General features: G+C 66.9%; 6 protein-coding genes. 5 read left to right on the top strand and 1 reads right to left on the bottom strand.

Annotation, left to right across the window (positions count from 1 at the left end):
• From ACIBNA_RS44845 to ACIBNA_RS44825, 5 genes are all read left to right on the top strand, one after another.
• The coding region (locus tag ACIBNA_RS44845; RefSeq protein ID WP_399171250.1) for a hypothetical protein at nucleotides 1–189 on the top strand (189 nt) is incomplete at its 5' end.
• The gene (locus tag ACIBNA_RS44840) at nucleotides 186–599 is read left to right on the top strand and encodes a hypothetical protein (RefSeq protein ID WP_399171247.1); all 414 of its coding nucleotides are present in this window, start codon (nucleotides 186–188) and stop codon (nucleotides 597–599) included. The genes ACIBNA_RS44845 and ACIBNA_RS44840, both read left to right, overlap by 4 nt.
• 202 nt (nucleotides 600–801) lie before the next feature.
• On the top strand, nucleotides 802–1,377 hold the full coding sequence (locus tag ACIBNA_RS44835; RefSeq protein WP_399171245.1) for an ArsR/SmtB family transcription factor: 576 nt from the start codon (nucleotides 802–804) through the stop codon (nucleotides 1,375–1,377).
• Nucleotides 1,374–2,627, top strand: coding sequence for an MFS transporter (locus tag ACIBNA_RS44830; protein ID WP_399171243.1), 1,254 nt, complete (start codon nucleotides 1,374–1,376; stop codon nucleotides 2,625–2,627). Before ACIBNA_RS44835 ends, ACIBNA_RS44830 begins: the two co-directional genes overlap by 4 nt.
• Before the next feature lie 12 nt (nucleotides 2,628–2,639).
• Nucleotides 2,640–3,287, top strand: coding sequence for a Ku protein (locus ACIBNA_RS44825; protein ID WP_399171241.1), 648 nt, complete (start codon nucleotides 2,640–2,642; stop codon nucleotides 3,285–3,287).
• Here the strand turns inward: ACIBNA_RS44825 and ACIBNA_RS44820 are convergent.
• Nucleotides 3,284–3,619, bottom strand: a complete 336-nt coding sequence (locus ACIBNA_RS44820; protein ID WP_399171240.1) for a DUF6233 domain-containing protein — start codon at nucleotides 3,617–3,619, stop codon at nucleotides 3,284–3,286. The genes ACIBNA_RS44825 and ACIBNA_RS44820 overlap by 4 nt on opposite strands.
• Nucleotides 3,620–3,944: the final 325 nt, after the last annotated feature.

Here is a 3,944-nt window from a genome sequence, read left to right as displayed (position 1 = left end):
GCATCGCCCGCCTGCACAACCTCGCCCTCGCCGGGTGACGCAGAAACCGGCAGGCCACCCAGCACGTCAAAGATCATTTACGGGACAGCCCTTAGACGCCCACCGCTGCCGCCCCTCCTGCAGAACCGGCTGCTTAGGCGCAAGCACCAGATCGAAGACTTCCTCGTCACCACCCAGGAGCCGTCGTGACCCGCCGCATCGACCTCCCATCCGAAGCGCGGGTCCGCGCGGCCCTGACCCGGCTCCGCCAAACGGCCAGTGAGACCGGCAAGCGCCCCACCGTCCTCGCTCTGGCCCGCGAGTCCGGGCTGAGTAACACCACCTTCCGCCGCCATTTCCCCGACGTCGCCCGGGACATCGCCGAAGCCGCTCGTACCAGCGCGTCCGCAGCCGACACTCCAACCAGCCACTACGACTTGCTCGTTGCCCGCAACGCCAAGCTGAAGCGGCGGAACAAGGAGCTGACCGCCCACCTCACGCTGGCCGCTGCACGCATCCAGCAGATCACCCTGGACAACCAGCGCCTGAAGCAGCAGCTCGAAGCCGCCACCGGCGTCACCCGCATCGGAACCCAGCGCCGCAGAGCACCGACCCAGTAGTTCACGCCGTTGCCGACTCCAAGCAGACTCCTCTGCACCCAGACGCGCGCTGCCGTCCAACGCCTGCCCGGCGTCGGCACGTCCACCGCCGAGCCTGGTCAGCCCGGCACGTCAAAGCCGGTACGGAGCAGGGGCGGTCCGCGGATCCCGAGACATTACGCGAAGAATTGAGACGAAGTCTTTGCATAGATATCTTCTCATCATGCCTGAACCACGACCACGCGTGCTATCTGACATCGACGCACTCAAGGCCCTCGCTCACCCACTGCGCCAACAACTGGTGACCTGGCTTCAGCGCCATGGCCCGGCCACGTCCGCCGACCTGGCCGCCGAGTTCGGCGAGGACCGCGGCGCGACCAGCTACCACCTGCGACAACTGGCCCGGTTCGGGTTCATCGAAGAGGACACGAACCGCTCATCCGGGCGCCGCAAGTACTGGCGAGCCATCCCACAGGACGTGCGGCTGCCACGCCGCCCGACGGAACCCGAAGTCGCTGTCGCCGCCGAGGAAATCGGCCGGCAATGGATGGAGCGTGCTGACCGTGACCTCACCTCCTACCTGTCCAGCAAAGAGGCGTTCGGCGAGTTTGCTGCCAGCGCCATGCACTCCTTCGGCAGCACCACGCTCACCGCTGACGAACTGGCCGAGTTCGGTGAGGAGTACGTCGCCTTCCTCAAACGCTGGCACCGGGAACCCGGTCAGGCGCCCCCCGGCAGCCGGCACATCTCCGTGGTGTTCCATGCCTTCCCCACCCCTGACAGCGGAGACGCGTCGTGACCGCCCCGACCGCCGAAGGAACCGCCGAACGGCCCTCGTTATGGCGCAACCGCGAGTTCGTCGCTCTGTGGAGCGGTCAGGTCGTCTCGACCCTGGGCGCCCAGATCAGCGGGACGGCGATGCCGCTGCTTGTTCTTGCGACCACCGGATCGCCCTCCGACGCCGGGATCGTCGGAGCCGCCGGCACGCTCCCCTTCCTTATCGCTCACCTGCCGGCCGGAGCGCTGGTGGATCGTTGGAACCGCCGCAAGATCCTGCTGATCAGCGAACTCATCGCGGGACTGGCGCTCTCCACCGTCCCGATTGCCATGTGGTGGGGCAAACTCACGGTCGCACACCTCGTCGTGATCGCCTTCGTGCAGGGACTGTGCTTCGTCTTCTTCGGGCTGGCCGAGCGCGCCGCACTCCCGAAGATCGTCCCTGTCGCGCTCCTGTCCACCGCAGTGGCTCATAACGAGGCCAGGAGCCGCGGTGCGGCTCTGGCCGGTCCTCCCCTGGGCGGCATGCTCTTCGGCATCGACCGCGCCATCCCGTTCCTGGTCGACGCGGTCTCCTACGTCGCTGCCTCCATCGGGCTGCTGTTCATCCGCAGCGACCTGCAGAACCAGACGAAACCTCCATCGGAGCCTTTGTGGCAGGCGACAACCGCAGGTCTCCGCTGGGTCTGGCGCCACCCCCTCATCCGCGCAGCGATCCTGTTGATCGCCGTCAGCAACCTGATCTTCCAGGCGCTCATACTGATCCTCGTCGTCCTCGCGCAGCACCACGGCGCCACACCCACCGCCATCGGAGCGATGCTCGGCATCTACAGCGGCGGCGGCCTGGTCGGAGCACTTGCGGCGAGCAGGCTCCATCGCCACTTCACGCCCAAGACCGTCATCGTCGGAGTCAATTGGATCTGGGCCGCGCTTCTGCCCCTGTTCGCGTTCACCTCCAACCCCCTGCTGATCGGCGCTATCGGCGCCGCCACCGCGTTCATCGGACCACTGTGGAACGTCGTGATCATCACCTACATGACGGCCCTCGTCCCCAACGAGCTACTGGGACGCGTCACCAGCGCGGCCATGACCCTGTCCTGGGGGGTCATGCCCCTGGCCTCCCTCGGTGCCGGCTATCTGCTCAGCACTCTTGGCCCCGTCGGCTCAGTATTCGTGCTGGCCACGGTGATGCTCGTCACCGCAGTCATAGCCACCGTTAGTCCGGCCGTCCGTCATGCCCCGCTGCTCGCCGCACACGAAGAGTCGGCCTAACGCAAGCGGTCAATGGTCACGTTAAACAGTGGCCACAAGAAGATCGGCGAGGGCTACTACCTGGCACCGAGCGGGCAGGTCGCCGCGAAGCCATACAAGCTGCTGCGCATGGCGCTCGCCCGGTCCAGCAAGGTGGCCGTCGCGAAGTACGCCTGGTCCGGACGCGAGCGCCTCGGCCTGCTGCGGGTCCGCGAGGACGCCATCGTGTTGCACGCGATGCGGTGGCCTGACGAGATCAGGTCGCCGGAGGAGCCGTTGCCGCCGCCGGTCGAGCTGAGCGACGGGGAGATCGACGGCGCGCTCGTTCTCCTGGACACCATGACCCGCGAGGACCTTGAGGGCGAGGACTTCCAGGACACCTACACCGAGGCCCTCTCGCAGATCATCGAGGCCAAGCGGGAACACCGCGAGCCGCCGAAGCTTCAGGAACCGGAGTCCGAGCCGGGCCAGATCGTCGACCTCATGGCCGCGCTGAACGAGTCCGTGCAGCAGGCCAGGGCCTCGCGCGGCGAGGACGCCGACGTGCACGAACTACCGAAGAAGAAGACCGCGGTCAGGAAGACGGCGAAGAAGCAGCCGGCCAAGAAGACAGCGGCGAAGAAGACCACGAAGAAGGCCACGGCCAAGAAGACGTCCGGGCACCAGCCGCGCAGCGCCTAGACCTCGATACCGAGCGCCGTGTCGGGCCTGCACTTGGAGCACGCCGGCACCTTGTGGCGCAGTGCCTCGATCGCCTGCGCCCTGGTCGCAGGCCTCACCCGCTTGCCCGGGTCCCAGCACTCCCCCGTGTGCACGGCGACGATGTTGTTGCGGTCCAGGCCGCGCTCGATCAGCCACTCGAGGGCCGGCGGGCGCCGCGCTTCACCGACGCACCGCTCCACCTCGCGGCGTTCCTCGTCGGCGATCCACCTGCGAGTGCGGGCCAGGTCACGCTCCTGGACGCGCTCCAGGAAACGGAGCAGCGCGAGTCGCGACCACCCTGGATCGTTCATACATTCGGTTCTATGATCGCGGCACCACACAGCACCCCACCCATGTTGTCCTCTGCCATCGAACCTTGATCGCGTGCCCTCGAAACTTTGACGGATGGGAGTTCATGCCATCAAAGCTTGATCACGCCTGGTCAGAGGCCCCGCTGAGCGGGGGCGGCGCCGCGTAGTGCGTGCGCCTGATGCGCCAGGTCAGAGGTGGCGCGAGACCGAGGCGCTCATGACCACGGCAACGGTTACTGAGCTTCAAAGCGTGGTGTCGGCAAGGGCTGACGGCTCATGATCCCTGCGGTATGCCGACTGCATGAGGTATGCGCAAGGGGGCGGG

Source organism: Streptomyces sp. NPDC050164 (assembly GCF_044459945.1).
GTDB classification, from domain to species: domain Bacteria; phylum Actinomycetota; class Actinomycetes; order Streptomycetales; family Streptomycetaceae; genus Streptomyces; species Streptomyces coeruleorubidus_A.
The sequence above is the reverse complement of the archived record's forward strand: the minus strand, read 5'-3'. Positions and strand labels throughout refer to the sequence as shown.

Coding starts and splice junctions, on each gene's coding strand:
- ACIBNA_RS44835 (WP_399171245.1), top strand. CDS start 802: ATGCCTGAACCACGACCACGCGTGCTATCTGACATCGACGCACTCAAG.
- ACIBNA_RS44825 (WP_399171241.1), top strand. CDS start 2,640: ATGGTCACGTTAAACAGTGGCCACAAGAAGATCGGCGAGGGCTACTAC.
- ACIBNA_RS44820 (WP_399171240.1), bottom strand. CDS start 3,619: ATGAACGATCCAGGGTGGTCGCGACTCGCGCTGCTCCGTTTCCTGGAG.